At 57.6% G+C, this 18,108-nt stretch carries 19 protein-coding genes; 7 read left to right on the forward strand and 12 right to left on the reverse strand.

Annotated features, from left to right (window positions below; all coding sequences use genetic code 11):
- Positions 1 to 43: 43 nt before the first annotated feature.
- Genes J1C59_RS00625 through rfaD form a run of 5 tightly spaced genes read right to left on the reverse strand, consistent with a single transcriptional unit; the run spans position 44 to position 5,101 of the window.
- Positions 44 to 1,048 (reverse strand): glycosyltransferase family 8 protein, encoded by a 1,005-nt coding sequence (locus tag J1C59_RS00625; protein WP_128084466.1) that lies wholly within the window; start codon positions 1,046 to 1,048, stop codon positions 44 to 46.
- Positions 1,049 to 1,057: 9 nt separating this feature from the next.
- Complete coding sequence (locus J1C59_RS00630) at positions 1,058 to 2,134, reverse strand: glycosyltransferase family 9 protein (protein ID WP_128084467.1); 1,077 nt, start codon at positions 2,132 to 2,134, stop codon at positions 1,058 to 1,060.
- Positions 2,131 to 3,108: a lipopolysaccharide heptosyltransferase RfaC gene (gene rfaC / locus J1C59_RS00635; RefSeq protein WP_128084468.1), complete on the reverse strand. Its 978-nt coding sequence runs from the start codon at positions 3,106 to 3,108 to the stop codon at positions 2,131 to 2,133. Before rfaC ends, J1C59_RS00630 begins: the two co-directional genes overlap by 4 nt.
- Positions 3,096 to 4,151, reverse strand: a complete 1,056-nt coding sequence (gene rfaF / locus J1C59_RS00640; RefSeq protein WP_128084469.1) for an ADP-heptose--LPS heptosyltransferase RfaF — start codon at positions 4,149 to 4,151, stop codon at positions 3,096 to 3,098. The genes rfaC and rfaF overlap by 13 nt, the downstream gene beginning before the upstream one ends.
- Positions 4,152 to 4,168: 17 nt before the next feature.
- The gene (gene rfaD, locus J1C59_RS00645) at positions 4,169 to 5,101 is read right to left on the reverse strand and encodes an ADP-glyceromanno-heptose 6-epimerase (protein ID WP_128084498.1); all 933 of its coding nucleotides are present in this window, start codon (positions 5,099 to 5,101) and stop codon (positions 4,169 to 4,171) included.
- A 230-nt stretch (positions 5,102 to 5,331) separates the two neighbouring features.
- Between rfaD and J1C59_RS00650 the strand changes: the two genes are divergently transcribed.
- Both J1C59_RS00650 and tdh read left to right on the forward strand, forming a co-directional pair.
- Positions 5,332 to 6,528 carry a glycine C-acetyltransferase gene (locus J1C59_RS00650; protein ID WP_128084499.1) on the forward strand — a complete coding sequence of 399 codons (1,197 nt, stop codon included), beginning with the start codon at positions 5,332 to 5,334 and terminating at the stop codon, positions 6,526 to 6,528.
- Positions 6,529 to 6,538: 10 nt separating this feature from the next.
- Complete coding sequence (gene tdh / locus J1C59_RS00655) at positions 6,539 to 7,567, forward strand: L-threonine 3-dehydrogenase (protein ID WP_128084470.1); 1,029 nt, start codon at positions 6,539 to 6,541, stop codon at positions 7,565 to 7,567.
- A gap of 28 nt (positions 7,568 to 7,595) precedes the next feature.
- Here tdh and J1C59_RS00660 read toward each other — a convergent pair whose 3' ends face one another.
- The 4 genes from J1C59_RS00660 to envC form a co-directional block, all read right to left on the reverse strand.
- Complete coding sequence (locus tag J1C59_RS00660; protein ID WP_140917006.1) at positions 7,596 to 8,507, reverse strand: hypothetical protein; 912 nt, start codon at positions 8,505 to 8,507, stop codon at positions 7,596 to 7,598.
- Positions 8,500 to 9,729, reverse strand: coding sequence for a glycosyltransferase (locus tag J1C59_RS00665; protein ID WP_128084471.1), 1,230 nt, complete (start codon positions 9,727 to 9,729; stop codon positions 8,500 to 8,502). The genes J1C59_RS00660 and J1C59_RS00665 overlap by 8 nt, the downstream gene beginning before the upstream one ends.
- Before the next feature lie 104 nt (positions 9,730 to 9,833).
- Positions 9,834 to 10,736, reverse strand: coding sequence for a divergent polysaccharide deacetylase family protein (locus J1C59_RS00670; protein ID WP_128084472.1), 903 nt, complete (start codon positions 10,734 to 10,736; stop codon positions 9,834 to 9,836).
- A gap of 3 nt (positions 10,737 to 10,739) precedes the next feature.
- Positions 10,740 to 12,041 (reverse strand): murein hydrolase activator EnvC, encoded by a 1,302-nt coding sequence (gene envC / locus J1C59_RS00675; protein ID WP_128084473.1) that lies wholly within the window; start codon positions 12,039 to 12,041, stop codon positions 10,740 to 10,742.
- A 252-nt stretch (positions 12,042 to 12,293) separates the two neighbouring features.
- Between envC and J1C59_RS00680 the strand changes: the two genes are divergently transcribed.
- The 5 genes from J1C59_RS00680 (at position 12,294) to cysE (ending at position 15,413) form a co-directional block, all read left to right on the forward strand.
- Entirely contained in the window at positions 12,294 to 12,725 is a 432-nt protein-coding gene (locus J1C59_RS00680; RefSeq protein ID WP_111140716.1) for a rhodanese-like domain-containing protein, read from the forward strand.
- Positions 12,726 to 12,744: 19 nt separating this feature from the next.
- Positions 12,745 to 12,999, forward strand: a complete 255-nt coding sequence (gene grxC / locus J1C59_RS00685) for a glutaredoxin 3 (protein WP_111140715.1) — start codon at positions 12,745 to 12,747, stop codon at positions 12,997 to 12,999.
- Between the two features lie 38 nt (positions 13,000 to 13,037).
- Entirely contained in the window at positions 13,038 to 13,508 is a 471-nt protein-coding gene (gene secB / locus J1C59_RS00690) for a protein-export chaperone SecB (RefSeq protein ID WP_111140714.1), read from the forward strand.
- The gene (gpsA, locus tag J1C59_RS00695) at positions 13,508 to 14,524 is read left to right on the forward strand and encodes an NAD(P)H-dependent glycerol-3-phosphate dehydrogenase (RefSeq protein ID WP_208721856.1); all 1,017 of its coding nucleotides are present in this window, start codon (positions 13,508 to 13,510) and stop codon (positions 14,522 to 14,524) included. Before secB ends, gpsA begins: the two co-directional genes overlap by 1 nt.
- Before the next feature lie 67 nt (positions 14,525 to 14,591).
- The gene (gene cysE / locus J1C59_RS00700) at positions 14,592 to 15,413 is read left to right on the forward strand and encodes a serine O-acetyltransferase (protein WP_009088067.1); all 822 of its coding nucleotides are present in this window, start codon (positions 14,592 to 14,594) and stop codon (positions 15,411 to 15,413) included.
- Here cysE and trmL read toward each other — a convergent pair.
- Genes trmL through cpxR form a run of 3 tightly spaced genes read right to left on the reverse strand, consistent with a single transcriptional unit; the run spans position 15,410 to position 17,993 of the window.
- On the reverse strand, positions 15,410 to 15,883 hold the full coding sequence (gene trmL, locus J1C59_RS00705) for a tRNA (uridine(34)/cytosine(34)/5-carboxymethylaminomethyluridine(34)-2'-O)-methyltransferase TrmL (protein ID WP_128084475.1): 474 nt from the start codon (positions 15,881 to 15,883) through the stop codon (positions 15,410 to 15,412). The two genes, cysE and trmL, sit on opposite strands and share 4 nt — an antisense overlap.
- A 35-nt stretch (positions 15,884 to 15,918) precedes the next feature.
- Complete coding sequence (cpxA, locus tag J1C59_RS00710) at positions 15,919 to 17,298, reverse strand: envelope stress sensor histidine kinase CpxA (protein WP_111140710.1); 1,380 nt, start codon at positions 17,296 to 17,298, stop codon at positions 15,919 to 15,921.
- Entirely contained in the window at positions 17,295 to 17,993 is a 699-nt protein-coding gene (gene cpxR / locus J1C59_RS00715) for an envelope stress response regulator transcription factor CpxR (RefSeq protein ID WP_128084476.1), read from the reverse strand. The genes cpxA and cpxR overlap by 4 nt, the downstream gene beginning before the upstream one ends.
- Positions 17,994 to 18,108 lie beyond the last annotated feature (115 nt).

The raw sequence follows: 18,108 nt of genomic DNA on the forward strand, positions 1-18,108 counted from the left end.
CGCGTAGTACGCCAGCGGTCATGTCGTCCCGGCGTTGCGGGCGTTATGGCTGACGCGGATAAAAAAACTTAAGCCTGACATATTTCATCATCCAGCTCATGCTCTCAGCGTACTCTTTCTGATGCCACTTTATGCGGGCAAAGCGCTTTATCTCTTTGTAATGTCGGGGCGCATCAAGCGGCTGCGTGGCCCACGGCGAACGCTGGTAATAACGGTAGTAAAGACGGGAGAGATCGCTGCCACCCCAGGCGTGCCAGGGTTTGCATTTGCCGGTGTAGTGAATCATCACGGTATCGTCGGGGACGCCGGAGTGGTCCCAGACTTTATTGGCAATGATGTCATAAATATGGTTATAGCGATCCGGCAGGATCAGGATCTCCTCCTCCAGCACGATATTCAGCGCATCCTGGTCGGGAAAACCAAACGCGGCGCCCCGCGTCACCAGCACGTCGGTAATACGCGCGGTGGTCTGCCTGTCGAGCCAGCGTGGAATATTGATCAGCATAAAGCCGGAATTGAAATAGTGATGATGCGTCAGCCCCAGCCGTGCGCACTGATTCTGCCGCGCCCGCGGCGTATCATTGCAGGCCGCCAGCGTGTAGCCGGAGATATCCAGCGTAAACAGCGGCGAGTAATCCCCGACGACCAGGGTATCGGCATCAATATAGATCACCCGATCGCTGTAGCGCGCCACGGTTTCAGGGATCAGGAAGCGGTAGTGAATGCTTTTGGGGTAGCGTCCCACCGCAGGCAGTTTATCAACCCAGGCGCTGTTGAAGATATGCAGCGTAATCGCCAGGCGATGGCCGGTAGCCAGCGCGCGCAGTTTTTCCACATCCTCTTCGCGCAGCGAATCAGAAAAAATGTGGGCGTGGAAAGCGGTATCGGGATGATGGCAAAGAAGTGAAAACAGCGTAATGCCCAGACCACGCGCGTAGGCATGGTTGATGCCAAACGCAACATGAACCGGATTATCATCCATGTCAGCAAGCGTGTTCACCAGCAGCTGACTTTGCTGAACGGCATCAGCAACAGGGGTAATAGCCATTACGCTTCACTATTCCAGATTATGAGTAATAAACGTTTGTATTCTAGTCAGTTTATTGTCATCCAGCCCGAATAATTTTTCAGCGGGCTGATCAAACTTAAAACGCGTGGCAAAAACGAACGTTGAGGCAGCAATATTATCGGGTCCGATAAACAATACGTTATTCACCGGACGCTGTTCCCGGATTTCACACGGCCCGTAAAGCATGATCACCGGAACCTGCTGCGCGTCGGCGATATATGCATTGCCAGAGTCCGAAGAGATGTAGAAATCCATCTGCGCGATAGCCCACGGAACCTCTTCCAGCCTGAGCGCACCAATCAGGCTGACGATATTCTCTTTCGGCCCGGTCAGGCTCAGTAATTCATCCAGCCACGGCTGCTCAGCGGGCGGGCCGAAGACATAAAAGGTACAGGGCAGGGCAGAGAGCGACGCCATCAGCTGCTGCCAGACGGAAGCCGGAATGGTTTTAGCCCGGTTACCGGCAGAGATGCTGATACCGATTTTAATGCCGCTGCGTGGGTTCAGCAACGCGGCGGGCGGCGCAGGCGGCTGCCAGAGCGGCGAGGTCGCATGCTTGGGGAAATCGGTGTGGCGATAGTCGCGGTTGATGAGCTTCAGGTAGCTGTCGAGCGTTAAATCCGTTTTCGTGTGTTCGACAATGCCGCTGGCCCGGCGATAGAAGGTCGAATGGTAGGATTTACGCACATAGGTGCGCAGAAACTGCCGGTTGGGCGCATTGCATAACGCGGCAAAAAACAGGTTCACGCTGTTTGGCTGCACCAGATAGACGTTGTCGTAACGGTTCATCAGGGTGAACGCCAGCTTCAGTTTGGCCAGAAAGCTGCGCTTCGCCTCTTCGATCAGAAAATAGCGGCTGACCGTGTCGTCGTGACGAACCAGCGGCTCCACCGCTTTGCTGATCAGCAGCTCAGACTGACCCAGCGCGCGCAGCATCGGGGTGATATTAATAAAGTCCCCAATCTTCGCCGTCTGGATAATTAAGCTGCGTCCGGTCGGGCGGTAAAAGAGCCGCATCAGCGCCCGGAAAGGCAGCAGCAACAGATAGATCAGCACATAATTCATGGCGTGTTTTCCGTAATAACGGCCTGCAGTCTCTCTGCGACCGTGTCGGCCGTCAGCTCCGCCAGATTATGGTTCGGAGCGCTCAGTGCCTGCTGATTCTGCCCGTAACCGCCAATCAGTCCGGGGTCGGTCGGGCCATAGAGCGTGAGGTTGGGGCGATCCAGCGCTGCGGTCAGATGGCTCAGACCGGTATCGACGGACACCACCGCCCTGGCACCCGCCAGCTGTCGGGCGACCGCCTCCAGCGTCAGTTTTGGCAACACATCAACATGCGGGAACCCGTCCGCCAGGCGCAGCGCACGCTGATGCTCATGCTCAGCGCCCCACGGCAGTTTCACCCGCAGTCCGCTGGGCTGCATCAGGGCAATCAGCTGTCGCCAGTGGGATTCCGGCCAGTGCTTATTGTCACGCGTCGTGGCATGCAGAAAGACCAGGTAATGGTGCGCGTCGGCGGGCAGGTCATGCAGGAAGTGCCCGGCGATCGCATAGTCGCCCTGCTGCGGCGGCTTTTCATAGCCCAGGCTTTTGGCGAACAGTTCGCGCGTCCGCTCTACCGCGTGCTGCCGCTTGCTTACCTCGTGGCGGACGTCATACCACCAGCTGGCAAAGGGCTCACGCGCGCTGCGGCTGTCCTGCCCATGCTTTACCCCTTTGGATAAGCGGGTCACCAGCGCGGCGCTTTTAATCAGCCCCTGCGCATCGATCACGATATCGTACTGCCTTGACTGTAACGCACGCTTAAACAGCACGCGCTCTTCACGCTGCTGGCTGCCAAACCAGTGTTTGCGCCAGCGCCGGATGGCGACCGGCAGCACCCTGTCGACGGCGGGATGCCAGCCAGGGATCTGCGCAAAATTCTCCTCCACGACCCAGTCGAAGCGGATGCCGGGAATGGCATGCATCGCATCGGTCAGCGCCGGAAGGGAGTGCAGCACATCGCCCATCGACGACGTTTTTACGATCAGGACGTGCATGGCACCTCCTGAGGCGCGAGCAGCTCGCTCAGCGTCTGGTGGACGTGCGCTGGCTGGATATCGATCAGGCTCTGATGGTAACCCTGTTCAGCATCGCCTTTGCGCACTTTGTGGTAGCCGGTGATCAGGCGGATAATGCGCGCCTGATGCGCCAGCGGCGGCGTAAAGTCCGGGCTGCTGGGGCCATAGAGCGCCACCAGCGGGCGATCCAGCGCGGCGGCAATGTGCATCAGGCCGGAGTCGTTACTGACCACGGCACGACACTGCGCCAGCAGGATCACCGCCTGTTCGAGCTGGGTTTCACCCGCCAGATTCCGGCAGTGATCGCGCGCCGCTTCGGGCAGCGCCGCGATAATCTCTTCGCCGGTCGGACGATCTTTGGCGGAGCCAAACAGCACGACCTGAAAGCCCTCGGCAATCAGCTGGTGAGCCAGCGCGGCGTAGTGATAGTGCGGCCAGCGTTTGGCCGGGCCAAATTCAGCACCCGGGCAAAAACCGATGATTGGGCGGGTCGCGGCGAGCCGGAACTGAGCAGCCGTTTCACGCATCTCCTGCTCACCGACCTGCAGTTTTGGCCACAACAGCGGCTGCGGCAGCTGCGCCGCCGAGGCAACGGGGGTGTCGTAGCCCAGCGCAACATAGCGCTCAACCATCAGCGGAAAGGCCGCTTTGTCGAGCACCCGCAAATCGTTCAGCAGGCCGTAGCGCATCTCGCCACGCCAGCCGACGCGGCGTCTGATACCGGCAAAAAAGGGCACCAGCGCCGATTTAAAGGAGTTCGGCAGCACATAGGCCCGATCGTAATGGCTGGCGCGCAGCACTTTTCCCAGCCGGCGACGCTCGCCGATTTCCAGCGCGCCATGCCCGAGCGGCATCGCCAGGGCCTGATTCACCTCCGGCATGCGTGACAGTAACGGACGGCACCAGGCAGGTGCCATCACGTCAATTACCGCATCGGGATGTTCGGCTTTGAGGGTGCGATAGAGACTTTGCGACATCATCATATCGCCGACCCACGACGGGCCGATTACCAGAATTTTCATCGCCGGAGCAGCTTCCTTTATGCGTTGCGATTCAGCCAGACCATATATTCCGCGACGCCCTGCGCCACCGTTTTAAACGGTTTGTCGTAGCCAGCGGCGCGCAGCCTGGTGAGATCGGCCTGGGTATAAGCCTGATAACGGCCTTTGAGTTTTTCCGGGAACGGAATGTATTCGATCTGACCTTTCTGATGGAAATTCAGCACCGCGTCAGCCACTTCCTGGAAGGACTCAGCGCGGCCTGTGCCGCAGTTGTAAATGCCGGAGATGTTATTTTCCCAGCACCACAGGTTCACCTCGGCCACATCGTCAACGTGGATAAAGTCGCGTTTAAAGCCATCGCTGCCTTCGAACAGTTTTGGATTTTCACCGTTGCTGATCTGCGTGTTCAGATGGAAAGCCACGCTGGCCATGCTGCCTTTATGGCCTTCGCGTGGGCCATAGACGTTGAAATAGCGGAAGCCGCACACCGGCGAATTCGCTTCCGGCAGCATCTGACGGACATAGTGGTCGAACAGCATTTTGGAGTAGCCGTAAACATTCAGCGGCTGCTCATACTGACGCTCTTCGATGAAATGGTCGTTGCGTCCGCCGTAGGTCGCTGCAGAAGAGGCATAGAGGAAAGGGATCTCGCGCTCAAGGCAGAAGTGCAGCAGCTCTTTGGAGTACTGATAGTTGTTCTCCATCATGTACTTGCCATCCCACTCGGTGGTGGCGGAGCAGGCACCCTCGTGGAACACCGCTTCGATCGGGCCTAAATCGTCGCCGGCCATCACGCTGATCAGAAACTCTTCTTTATCCATATAATCGACGATATCAAGGTCGACTAAATTGGCAAACTTGGTGCCATCCTTCAGATTATCCACCACCAGAATATCGGTGTGACCGCGTTTGTTCAGCGCTTTGACGATGTTGCTGCCAATCATGCCCGCGCCGCCAGTTACGATAATCATGTTGTTACCTTCAATGTTGTAGGGTGAAACAGGAGGTTTCACGCACGAATACCTCACATCATAACATTTCATCCGAGAGCAGACAGCCAGATGACTCTGTAACGCTTTGTGCCTCTCTCCTCGCGGCGTGAACTATGCTGCAAAAATGACATTCTGTTGGGCGATTTGTCGTGAAGATGCGGCCTGTTCAGTAAGATATGCCAGATTTTTGCCATCTGAGGAGAGCAATGATGCCTGCGCAATTTTATCAACAACTTCGTCAGCAGCTTGATGATGCACGTCAGGAAGGACTGTTTAAACAGGAGCGAATCATCACCTCTGCCCAGCAGACGGCGATTGCGGTTGGCGACGATCCGGCGGTAATTAACTTCTGCGCCAATAACTACTTAGGGCTGGCAAACCATCCGGCCCTGATTCAGGCGGCGAAAGAGGGGATGGATTCGCACGGCTTTGGCATGGCCTCGGTGCGCTTTATCTGCGGCACCCAGGACAGCCATAAGGCGCTGGAGAAGCGGCTGGCTGAATTTCTCGGCATGGAGGATGCGATTCTCTACTCCTCCTGTTTCGACGCCAATGGCGGGCTGTTTGAAACGCTGCTGGATGCGCAGGATGCGGTGATCTCTGATGCACTCAATCACGCCTCTATTATCGATGGCGTCCGGCTGTGCAAAGCGCAGCGCTACCGCTACGCCAATAACGATATGACCGGGCTGCGTGCGGCGCTGCAGACGGCGCGTGACAACGGTGCCCGTCATATTCTGATCGCCACCGATGGCGTCTTCTCAATGGATGGGGTGATCGCCAATCTGCCTGCCATCTGCGATCTGGCCGAGGAATTCTCTGCGCTGGTCATGGTGGATGACTCCCATGCGGTGGGCTTTGTCGGCAACGCCGGACGCGGTACCCATGAATATTGCGACGTGATGGGCCGGGTCGACATCATTACCGGAACGCTGGGAAAAGCGCTGGGCGGCGCATCCGGCGGCTACACGGCCGCGAAAGCCGAGGTGGTGGAGTGGCTGCGCCAGCGCTCCCGTCCCTACTTGTTCTCCAATTCGCTGGCGCCAGCCATTGTTGCCGCCTCGCTGCGGGTACTGGATCTGCTCAGCGAAGGCGACGGGCTGCGTCAGCGCCTCTGGGACAACGCCCGCTTCTTCCGCGAGCAGATGACGGCGGCAGGCTTTACCCTGGCCGGCGCCGACCACGCGATTATCCCGGTGATGCTGGGAGAGGCGCAAGTCGCTCAGGAATTTGCCCGCCTGCTGCAACAGGAGGGGATCTACGTGACCGGGTTCTTCTATCCGGTGGTGCCGAAAGGTCAGGCACGCATTCGCACCCAAATCTCGGCGGCGCACACTCAGCAGCAGCTGGAACGTGCGGTAGCGGCCTTTACCCGCATCGGCAAACAACTGGGCGTCATCGCCTGAGGAGTCGGTTATGAAAGCACTCGCCAAACTGAAAAAGGAAGCGGGCATCTGGATTGTGAACGATGCGCCGGTACCTGAGCCGGGGCACAACGATCTGCTGATTAAGATCCGCAAGACCGCCATCTGCGGAACCGATGTACACATCTACAACTGGGATGACTGGTCGCGCAAAACCATTCCGGTGCCCATGATTGTCGGCCATGAATATGTAGGCGAAGTGGTCGCGGTCGGACAGGAGGTGAAGGGCTTCACCCCCGGCGATCGGGTCTCGGGCGAGGGGCATATCACCTGCGGGCATTGCCGCAACTGCCGGGCGGGGCGCACGCACCTGTGCCGTAACAGCGTCGGGGTCGGCGTAAACCGCCAGGGCTGCTTTGCGGAATATCTGGTCATCCCGGCGTTTAACGCCTTTAAAATTCCCGATAACATTTCCGACGAGCTGGCGGCCATTTTCGATCCATTCGGCAACGCGGTGCATACGGCACTCTCCTTCGACCTGGTCGGTGAGGATGTGCTGATCTCCGGTGCGGGGCCGATCGGGATTATGGCCGCCGCCATCTGTCGCCACGTTGGCGCACGCAACGTGGTGATCACAGATATCAATGAGTACCGTCTGGACCTGGCGCGAAAAATGGGGGTTACCCGTGCGGTCAATGTCGCGCATGAAGATCTGCGTGATGTGATGCACGCGCTGGGCATGACCGAAGGCTTTGATGTCGGGCTGGAGATGTCCGGCGCACCGCCTGCCTTCCGCGCACTGCTGGAGGTAATGAATCACGGTGGACGGATTGCCCTGCTCGGTATCCCGCCGGGTGAAATGGCGATCGACTGGAATCAGGTGATCTTCAAGGGGCTCTTTATCAAAGGGATTTATGGCCGGGAGATGTTTGAAACCTGGTACAAAATGGCGGCGCTGATCCAGTCCGGCCTCGATTTAACCCCGATCATTACCCATCGTTTCGGCATCGACGATTTCCAGCAGGGCTTTGATGAGATGCGCTCAGGGCGCTCGGGTAAGGTGATACTGAACTGGGACTAACGCAGCGGCCGCCGGGGCGGCCGCCTGATCAGCGCTGCTGCTTCTCTTCATCGGTCAGGTAACGCACTTTGCGCGTGTAATCCTGGCCTTTGAAGTTCAGCGGCTGTTGCGGGTCGGCAAGGTATTTCTGCCACTCCGACAGCGGGAATCCACCATGCGCGCCCACCACGTCTGGCGGGATCACCGCCGACTGGCCGCCAATTTTTTTCGAGACCGGCCAGTTGGCCCATTCGCCCAGATTGACGGTTCTGAGATCCAGCATGTCCAGCAGTACCGCGAGCGGCAGCTGGTCGGTCGGCGGCTGGCTGTCGTTCATCAGATTCCAGGTGTCATTAAACAGCGTCAGCCAGAGCGGCGAAATGCGCTGCCAGACGTCGCGCGTGGCCGCCAGGTAAGCGCCGTTAACGTGATCCACCAGATAGGGCCGGATACTGTGCGGATAGTAGGCGGGGATCGCCTCTGCCGGTGCCTCCGCCAGTTTGGCAATCATCTTCCCCTGACGGAAGCTGGAGTAGAGATGACCCGGCTTCATCATGATCTCCGGCATCTTAAGCAGATTGAGGTCGGAATCGATCATCAGAATGCCGTCGCCCTCTGCCTGCAGGGGAGCCTGCAGTTTAATCAGCCGGCTGCGGTAGATCTGCTTGTAGCGATAGGACGCTTCCCGATGCGGAACATCCAGCGTCGCCACGCGGGTTTTCGCCGGCAGGCTGCCAAAGGCGTGGGCGGGCTGATCGCTGACAATCACAATCTCGCGGGCCCCGGTGGCAAAGCGTGCCGCAAAATCAGCGCTGAGCAACGCTTCTTCGATATAGTCCGCGCCGGTACAGGGGATCACGACAGAAGTGACCGGCACCAAACCCTGCACCTCTTTATCCGAATAGGGCAGATTATGGCGCGCTCTGATGTGACGGTATCGGGGATTCAAAAAGTTAAGCATGAGGTTTCTTTCTGGTGACGCTCTGTAAGATATTCTCGACACCGCTGATATAGGTTTCAATGGCGTACTGTTCACGGACACGTTTTGCTGCCGCATTGATCAGGCGCTGACGCAAATGCGCATCTTCCCACAGCGCAGTAAGCTGCTGGGTCAGCTGCACCACGTTGCCATAATCAAACAGCAACCCGGTTTCGTCATGACTGATCAATTCGGCAGTGCCGACGACCCGGGAGCCGACGACGGCGGTATTTACCAGCATCGCTTCCAGCACCACCCGGGGTAAGCCCTCGCTGCGCGAGGCAAGAATAAAGGTATCAAAGGCGGTCAGGTAATCCAGCGCATTGTTCTGGAAGCCCGTAAAGACCACGTGATGCTGAATATTCTCGGCGGTTGCCAGTTGCAGCAGATGCTGCAGTTCCGGACCCGCCCCGACGATCACCATTTTCCAGTCGGCCTGAGGATTAGCACGTTTAAAGCGGCCCAGCGCCTGCAGAATATGGTGGTTAGATTTACGTAGTATCAGAGAGCCAATCGAGCCAAAGACAAACGTCGACGGGGATAGCTTAAAGCGCTGGCGCACCTCAAGGCGATCAGGCAGAGGCTGGTGGATATCAATAGCATTACTGACGGTGAAACAGCGTTCAGCATCAACACCGTGGCTGCGCAGGGTCTTACTGACGCCCTGCGAGACGGCGATCACCGCCTGACAATCCTGATTCACCATGCTGACCAGCCGTGGCTCCAGGACCGGATCGATACGGCAGTGCTGCACCACCGCGACGTCCAGGCTGCGCGCCGCCAGGTAGCCCTCCACATTCGTGCTGGGCTGGTTATTCATATAGAGGGTGTCAAACTTCCCCAGCTGCAGCAGGGAACGGATCTTGCTGGCGTTGGGAATGACCCGCCAGCGCGTATCGATCTCATCAATGGCGCGCTTTTTGAGTTTTTTATTGAAAAACAGCAGCGCACGCGCGGCTTCTTTGACAAACTTTGCCCAGCGCGGCTGCCTGATTTGCGGAATAAAAAAGACCGGAATAGCCAGTGCATTGAGGGTGGCCTCAATGGTTTCATCGTTGCCACGGCTGTAGTTATGATAAAAACAGCAGGTGATATCAAATTTCTGACGATCGATACGTTTCAGCAGCTCCAGCATACTGTTGGTGCCGCCGCCCCACTCTCTGCCGTTGTCCAGCAGCAGGATTTTTTGTTTAGTAATCGTCATCCCTATCACTGTTCCCGTACAGCCCGTTATCGCCCGACCCAGGATTATAGTAATTTCTGCGCATAAATGAACGCTAAGCCTGAGACTTAGCATTCATAGTACATTCAGAACAGGTTTTTCAGTATTTTAAACAGTGGGCTGGTGTTCAGACTCTCACCGATGACCGCCAGAGCGCGGGTCGCCGGAACCGGGGCCAGCGGCTGCTTCGGTTTACACAGCGCCGCAGGCTGGAAGCGTGGTGTCGCCGGTTTGGCCGGTGCCACCGGTGTCCGGGACGCGCTGTGAAGCGGCTCGTTCAGCAGCTGGCTGGGGCGAACCAGCGTGATGTCGGCTGGCAGGGTGGGCAGCATCTGCTGCAGGACCCGCAAGGTGGCAGGGTGGGGATGACCGATGGCAATGGCGTATCCGTCGCGCTGCGCCAGCTTCACCGCCCGGCTGAACTGCTGGCGGATGGCGTTGCTGTCCTGGCTGTCATCAAGAAACACCCGGCGTTTTAACACGCTGACCTGCGTTCCCTGAGCGGCCGGCACGGCCTGGCTGTTGGCGATGGTCATGCTGTCCAGAAAGTAGAGATTGTAGTGGTTCAGCGCCTGCATCACCTTCTGCATGCCGGACAGGCTTGACGTCATCCTGCTGCCCATATGGTTGTTCAGACCAACCGCATAAGGCACGTTGTTCACCGCATTACGCATGATGCGGGCCACCTCGTCGCTGCTCATCTCCGGCGTCAGGGTATCTTTCTCCAGCGGCTGTTTGCTCAGCGGCGCCATCGGCAGGTGGATCAGGACTTCATGCCCCCCCTGATGCGCGCGGGTCGCCATCTCGTGGGCATGGGGTGCGTTGGGCAACACGGCCACCGAAATGGCCTGCGGCATCTGCAGAACTTTGTTCTCTTCGGCAGGACGATAGCCAAAATCATCGATGACAATGGCCAGTTTGCCTGCCTGCGCAGCGAAGCTGAACAGCAGGGCACTTAACAGAACGGAGATTTTTCGACGTTGTAGCAAAACCTATTTTCCTAACCACGGCAGTGGATTGACGGCCTGTCCCTGACGTCGGATTTCAAAATAGAGCGACGGCGTACCGCGGCCACCACTGGTGCCGACCAGTGCGATAGGCTGTCCTGCCTTCACCTGCGTACCCACGCTCACCAGCGCACTCTGGTTGTAGCCATAGAGACTCATATCGCCTTTGCCGTGCTCCAGCACCACAACCAGCCCGTAGCCCTGCAGCCAGTCAGCCATCAGCACACGACCGTCGGCGATCGCCCTGACTTCGGTGCCTTCGCGTGCATCGATGACCAGTCCTTTCCAGCGTAATTCACCCTGCAGCTGTTCGCCAAAGCGATGTTCGATGCGGCCACGTACCGGCCACATCGCCTGTCCGCCTGCACGGCCCAGTCCACCGGTGCGGGCCACCAGTTCGCGTTCGCTCTGGGTCGGCTGATAGCTGGAGCCTTTGGCTTTCGCCTGTGCCTGACGCTGACGCACTTTTTCGGCCTCACGCGCTTCGCGGGCGGCGCGTTCGCGTGCCTCGCGTTCCGCCCGGGCAATTTTATCCTGCAGGCGGCTTTCGTTCTGCCGCATCTCAACCAGATCGGCCTGATCTTTCTCCAGCGCGCTTTCCAGCGATGTCAGGGTCTTTTTACGGGCGTCGCTCGCCTGCTGCAGCTTCTGCTGCTGACCCTGCTGCTGGGCGAGTAAGGTTTTCTGCTGCTGTTGCTTCTGCTCCAGCGCGGCGCGTTGCTGATCCAGGTCCTGACGCGTCTTTTGCAGCGATTCGATGCTTTTCTGACGGGCCGCGTTCAGATAGCCGAAATAAGCCAGAATGCGCTCGCTGCGCTGGCTCTCTTCGCCGCCGAGTAAAAGCTGCACGCCGCTGTGCTGACCCTGACGGAACGCCGCATCAAGCTGCCCGGACAGCAGGTTTTCCTGCTGGCTTTGCTGTTTCTCGAGGCGGGCGATAGAGGCGGTAAGCTGCTTTATCTCGTCATTCAGGGCGGAGAGGCTGTTGCGGGTGTCACGCAACTGGCGGCTCGCCTGCGCGATGATTTTTTCCTGGCTCTGAAGCTGATCCAGCAATTTACTGCGCTGCACTTTCTGCGCTTTGACGCTTTTCTCTTTCTCAGCAATGTTTTGCTGGATGGATTGCAGCTGAGATTTGCTGTCTTCCGCACTTTGGGCTGCGGCAGGCAATAACAGTGCGCCCGCACAAAGCAGGCTAAGGGAGAGGCTGGACAGGTGGTTGAACAACGGCAGGTTATCGCCGTTGGAACGGGTCCTTGTGTGCGAAACGGTTGTTTTTCCCTTCATAGGCCAATGATTATTCCACGATGAACCGCCGCTTACCAGTGCTCCCCACGGGCATTTGCTTTTCCGGTTATGTCCACATTCACAACGACATGGATTAAGCCTTACGCCATTTTTGCTATTCAGCCACTTTTTTTGGAAAATGGAGCACAAATCGATACTCTGGCCGCATAGCATCTGTACATGCGAAGTGGCGCAGGTATACTCAGAACCCTTGTTTTAGCTTATTAGCCCGGTCTGGAGTCGTTACCCCTCATGCAAGAAATTATGCAGTTTGCAAGCAATCACCCCATCCTGAGTCTCGCATGGGTCGTTTTACTCGTTATGGTGATTGTGACTACCGTTAAAGGAATGTTCTCTAAGGTAAAAACGATCAGCCGCGGTGAAGCCACCCGCCTGATTAACAAAGAGGACGCGGTAGTGGTAGACGTGCGTTCGCGCGACGATTTCCGCAGAGGGCATATTTCAGGTGCGCAGAACATTGCTGCCGCTGAGATTAAAAAAGGCAACCTGGGCGAACTGGAAAAGCATAAAGCACAGCCCATAATTGTGGTGTGTGCAACCGGACAGAGCGCTGCCGATCCTGCTGCCCACCTGAGCGCGGCAGGCTTCACGCAGGTTTCAGTGCTGAAAGATGGTATCAGCGGCTGGAGCGGCGAAAACCTGCCACTGGTTCGCGGCAAATAATCCTACAGAGGTGCTGAGCATGGCAAACGTTGAAATGTATACCAAGGCCACCTGTCCTTACTGCCATCGGGCGAAGGCGCTGCTGACGCAAAAAGGCGTCGCGTTTCAGGAGATCCCTATCGATGGTGACATGGCGAAACGCGAAGAGATGATCAAGCGTAGCGGCCGCACCACCGTGCCTCAGATTTTCATTGATGCGCAGCACATTGGCGGCTGCGACGACTTATTCGCGCTCGATAATCGCGAAGGTTTAGATCCCCTACTGCAGGCGTAATTTTACGCCGGACAATCTCATACATAGGATTTGGTCACATGTCAGAACATAACACCAACGAAATGCAATTCCAGATTCAGCGCGTTTTCACCAAAGATATCTCTTTTGAAGCGCCTAATGCCCCGCAGGTTTTCCAGAAAGAGTGGGAACCGGACGTTAAACTGGATCTGGACACGGCATCTTCTCAGCTGGCTGACGAAGTGTACGAAGTCGTCCTTCGTGTGACTGTAACCGCTAACGTGGGCGAAGAGACCGCATTCCTGTGTGAAGTACAGCAGGCGGGTATCTTCACCATCAGCGGTATCGAAGGAACGCAGATGGCACATTGCCTGGGCGCCTACTGCCCGAACATTCTGTTCCCGTATGCCCGCGAATGCATTACCAGCCTGGTATCACGTGGCACCTTCCCGCAGCTGAACCTGGCACCGGTTAACTTTGATGCGCTGTTCATGAACTACCTGCAGCAGCAGCAAGGTGAAGAAGGTGCTGAACACCATCAGGATGCCTGATGACCACACACGCTTCGATTAGCGTCATCGGTGCCGGATCCTACGGCACCGCTCTGGCGATTACGCTGGCTCGTAATGGCAATCCGGTACTGTTGTGGGGACATAATCCGGCGCACCTTGCGCAACTCCAGACAGACCGCTGCAACACGGCCTTTTTGCCCGATGTCCCGTTCCCCGACAATCTCTCCCCTGAACCTGACCTGACCCGCGCCATTGCCGCCAGCCGCGACCTGTTGATCGTGGTGCCGAGTCACGTGTTTGGTGATGTGCTGCAGCAGATCAAACCGCATCTGCGACCAGACTCCCGCATTGTCTGGGCGACCAAAGGGCTGGAAAAAGAGACGGGCCGCCTGCTGCAGGATGTGGCGCGCGAAATTGTGGGCGATGCCATCCCGCTGGCCGTGATCTCCGGCCCCACCTTTGCCAAAGAGCTGGCCGCAGGCCTGCCCACGGCGATTGCGCTGGCGGCAACGGATACGCAGTTTGCTGACGACCTGCAACAGAAGCTGCACTGCGGGAAAAGTTTCCGCGTCTACAATAATCCTGACTTCATCGGCGTGCAGCTGGGCGGCGCGGTAAAAAACGTGATTGCCATTGGCGCCGGGATGTCTGACGGGATTGGATTTGGCGCGAATGCGCGTACCGCACTGATTACCCGTGGGCTGGCCGAAATGAGCCGTCTGGGTGCCGCGCTGGGCGCCGATCCCACCACCTTTATGGGGATGGCGGGCCTGGGCGATCTGGTGCTGACCTGCACCGACAACCAGTCACGCAACCGTCGCTTTGGCATGATGCTGGGCCAGGGCGAGGATGTCGATAGCGCACAACGCATTATCGGACAAGTTGTAGAAGGCTACAGAAATACTAAAGAAGTCAAAGCGTTGGCTGCGCGCATGGGCGTGGAAATGCCGATCACCGAGCAGATTTATCAGGTGCTGTATTGCGAAAAACCGGCGAGAGATGCAGCATTGAGCCTGCTGGGGCGAACACGGAAGGACGAAAACAGCACAGGCTAACGCAGGACGCGTAGCATCATCACCTGCAGCGCCATTCAGGCGCTTTTTTTATCGGGAGAAAACAGTAATGTCGTCTGATGAGTTAGAACTGGTCTGGAATAATATCAAAGCAGAAGCACGCGCCCTGGCTGATTGTGAGCCGATGCTGGCCAGTTTCTTCCACGCGACATTGCTTAAGCATGAAAATCTCGGCAGTGCCCTGAGTTATATGCTGGCCAATAAGCTGGCAAACCCGATTATGCCCGCCATCGCTATCCGCGAAATCGTTGAAGAGGCCTACCGCGAAGATCCGTCGATGATACTGTCAGCGGCATACGATATTCAGGCCGTGCGTCAGCGCGACCCGGCTGTGGATAAATACTCTACGCCTCTGCTCTATCTGAAAGGTTTTCACGCCCTGCAGGCCTATCGCATTGGCCACTGGCTGTGGAATGAAGGCCGCCGCGCCCTGGCAGTTTATCTGCAGAATGAAATCTCCGTCTCTTTTGCCGTCGATATCCATCCCGCGGCCAGCATCGGTCACGGCATCATGCTCGATCACGCTACCGGCATCGTGATCGGCGAAACGGCCGTGGTGGAGAATGATGTTTCGATCCTGCAATCGGTGACGCTGGGCGGAACCGGCAAAACCAGCGGCGATCGCCATCCGAAGATCCGTGAAGGGGTGATGATTGGTGCCGGTGCGAAGGTTCTGGGAAATATCGAAGTCGGCAGAGGCGCAAAAATCGGTGCCGGTTCGGTAGTACTCCAGCCCGTACCGCCGCACACGACGGCTGCAGGCGTCCCCGCCCGTATCGTCGGCAAGCCAGGCAGTGACAAGCCGTCGATGGATATGGATCAGCACTTCAACGGCAGCCTGGCCGGTTTTCAGTTTGGCGACGGCATCTAGTCTTTAAGCAGCGCGCCCGCATAATCCAGCTGGCGCCACGCCTCATAAACCACCACCGAAACCGCATTCGACAGGTTCATACTGCGGCTCTCCGCTCTCATCGGGATCCGGATTTTCTGCTCTGCCGGTAACGCCGCTAAGATCGCCGCCGGCAGCCCGCGGCTCTCCGGTCCGAACAGCAGATAATCCCCCGGCTGATACGCGACAGCGCTGTGCGCCGGCGTCCCTTTGGTCGTCAGCGCAAACAGGCGTTGCGGTGACTCGGAGGCGATAAACGCTGGGTAATCTGCGTGGAATTTAATCGCGGTAAATTCGTGGTAATCCAGTCCGGCACGGCGCAGGCGTTTGTCATCCCAGGCAAAGCCAAGCGGCTGGATCAGATGGAGCTGGAAGCCCGTGTTGGCGCAAAGGCGAATGATGTTGCCGGTGTTCGGCGGAATTTCTGGTTCAAACAAGACGATGTTAAGCATAAGGCCCCCGATGACAGGGGCCGAAGCATAGCAAATTATTGGCGGCCGGAGGAGTAGAGCGGCAGCCAGAGGGTGAGACGCAGACCGCCCAGCGGGCTGTCATCGGCTTTCACCCAGCCCCGGTGCTGCTGGACTGCCGTGTCGACGATCGCCAGGCCTAGACCGGTGCCGCCCGACTCACGATCGCGCGCTTCATCGGTCCGGTAGAAGGGACGGAAAATCTGTTCACGATCTTCCGGGCTGACGCCAGGACCGTCATCATCCACATGCACCGTGATGCCGGAAATATCGACCGAGAAGCTGACGCTGATGTGCGAGTGGGAATAACGCAGCGCGTTGCGCACAATATTTTCCAGCGCACTCTCCAGCGCATGCGGGTTGCCATAAAGCGGCCACGGGCCAGGCGGGTAGGGGATATCCATCTTCTTACCCATCTGCTCAGCTTCAAAGCGCGCATCTTCCAGCACCCCGTTCCACAGCTGGTTCGCCTTCATCGCCTCGCTGACCAGCGCATTTTTATGCTGGGTGCGCGACAGCACCAGCAGGTCGTTGATCATGCCATCGAGACGCTGCGCTTCCATTTCGATGCGGCCCAGCTCTTTACTTTCGCCCTGACGCCGGCGCAGCAGCGCGGTCGCCAGCTGCAGGCGGGTCAGCGGCGTACGAAGTTCATGGCTGATGTCAGATAACAACCGTTGCTGACCGGTCATCATCCGCTCCAGCGCGCTCACCATCTGGTTAAAGCTCGACCCCGCAGCCAGAAACTCCTGAGGCCCCGACTCCAGCTCAGGATGCTGGCGCAGATTCCCGCTCGCCACCTCATCGGCCGCATATTTTAATTTTCGTGCCGGACGCGCCAGGCTCCAGGCCAGCCACAGCAGCAGCGGTGAGCTGATCAGCATCGTGACGATCAGCAGCAGCAGGGGACGGTCGAACAGCAGATTGACAAAATCGAGCTGGGAACTGTTGGCGGGACGGATCATGTAAAGCTGGTAGTTATCTTCGCCATCGCGGACGGCGAAAGGCCCTACCAGCTCAACACGGCCATACTTCTTTTTCTGCGGATGATCGGCATTGTCAGACTGACCGATAAAATTGCGGATCACCTGCATTTCATTATGCTGCGCGCCAATCACCCGACCTTCGCTGGTCACTAACAGCAGCCGCTGACCCGGCGGTGCCCACTTTTCCACGGCCCGAAACAGACGACGCCACCACATCAGATCGTTAGGGGGATCCTGCGACAGCTCAGCTTCGACGTGCTGCTCGATCATGATGCCCTGCCGCTGTTCACTCTCCAGCAGCGAGGTCATCTGTCGTGAATCGAGCTTGGGCACCATGAGCACCAGCATCAGCACCAGCGCCAGGGTTAACCAGAAGATGGCGAAGATACGGGTGGTCAGACTTCCTATCATGACGCTGAAACCATCAGATAGCCGCGGCCCCGTAAAGTTTTGAACCAGGGATGACCGTCGTGACGCTCAGGCAGTTTGCGACGCAGATTGGAGATGTGCATATCGATGGCGCGGTCAAAAGGGGTCAGGCGCTTGCCCAGCACTTCCTGACTCAGGTGCTCACGCGACACCACCTGGCCCAGATGCTGCGCCAGCAGGTAAAGCAGGGTGAACTCTGTACCGGTAAGATCCAGCGTTACGTCGTTAAAGCTGGCCTCCTGGCGACCCGGATTGAGGCGCAGGCAGTCGACTTCCAGCGTAGGCGAGCTGTTGTCATGCTGCTGCTGTTGCTCACTCCAGTTTGAGCGGCGCAGAATAGCGCGGATACGCGCCACCAGTTCGCGATCGTTAAAGGGCTTAGGCAGATAGTCATCTGCACCCAGTTCGAGGCCCAGCACGCGATCCAGCTCGCTGCCGCGCGCGGTTAGCATGATGACGGGGGTCTGATGTTGCTGACGCAGTTCTTTCAGGGTGTCGATACCATTTTTCTTTGGCATCATGACATCCAGTAAAAGCAGATCAATAGAGTTATCGAGCAGGTTCAGAGCCTGTTCACCATCGCTGGCGACCACCACTTCGAACCCTTCCATTTCTAACAATTCTTTTAAAAGCGAAGTTAATTCGCGGTCGTCATCTACCAACAGGATTTTATTCATTTTTGTAGCCCTCCGCAGGCAAAATACCGTGTTCCTGGCGCACCTATCCATCGCTTTACGTAGTTTTACACCCCCTGACGGATGTTTGCAGCTGCCGCCGTACACTGGCTCTCGT

Origin of the sequence: Pantoea deleyi (assembly GCF_022647325.1) — a bacterium.
GTDB lineage: Bacteria > Pseudomonadota > Gammaproteobacteria > Enterobacterales > Enterobacteriaceae > Pantoea > Pantoea deleyi.